This is a genomic window from Polaromonas sp. P1_G2 (assembly GCF_056405515.1).
In genome coordinates this window covers 1-580 of record NZ_JBFUBY010000740.1, presented here as the reverse complement: position 1 = coordinate 580, position 580 = coordinate 1, and the positions used below count along the sequence as shown (strand labels likewise).

Annotated in this window: 1 protein-coding gene and 1 pseudogene; both read right to left on the bottom strand. The window is 60.7% G+C overall.

Translation table 11 applies throughout. The annotated features are described in order from the left end of the window. A pseudogene (locus AC1D0P_RS27315) lies at nucleotides 1–269 on the bottom strand (hypothetical protein); the annotation flags it as partial. Between the two features lie 84 nt (nucleotides 270–353). Continuing rightward, a partial coding sequence (locus AC1D0P_RS27310; protein ID WP_477679596.1) for an ABC transporter permease subunit occupies nucleotides 354–580 on the bottom strand: 227 nt, incomplete at its 5' end.

The following is a 580-nucleotide window of genomic DNA, read 5'->3' as shown; positions in this document are numbered from 1 at the left end:
GTGCCAGTGAGATGCAGATGCGACGGATCGGGATGCTCGATCGGCACCAGGAAGCGGCCTTCCGCATGCACCCGCATCAGGTCGATCGAATAGTCGCCGAAGCCATGATGCGAGATGACCTCCATCAGCGACCGGCCGCTATCGGCGGCTTCCATGGCCAGCGCATAGACGCTCGACGCATCCTTGACGACGCGCGCCTCTTCGTCGACCGTGTTTCGGACGACGACGGCAGCGCTACCAAAGCCGTTGTTGATTTGCGATATCAGCATTTCCTACTCCTTTTACGGATGGCCGTATGGCGTGAATTCCGCGCTAACGGCGGTCAGCCATGTGGTGGAGCGAGGCCGATGGCCTCAGCCCTTCCTCTTGTTGTAAACGTCGAAATAGACAGCGGCGAGCAGCACCAGGCCCTTGACCAGTTGCTGGTAATCGATGCCCAGGCCCATGATCGACATGCCGTTGTTCATCACACCCATGATGAAGGCGCCGATCACCGCGCCGGTGATCTTGCCGACGCCGCCGGACGCCGAGGCGCCGCCGATGAAGCAGGCTGCAATGACGTCGAGTTCGTTGCCAACAC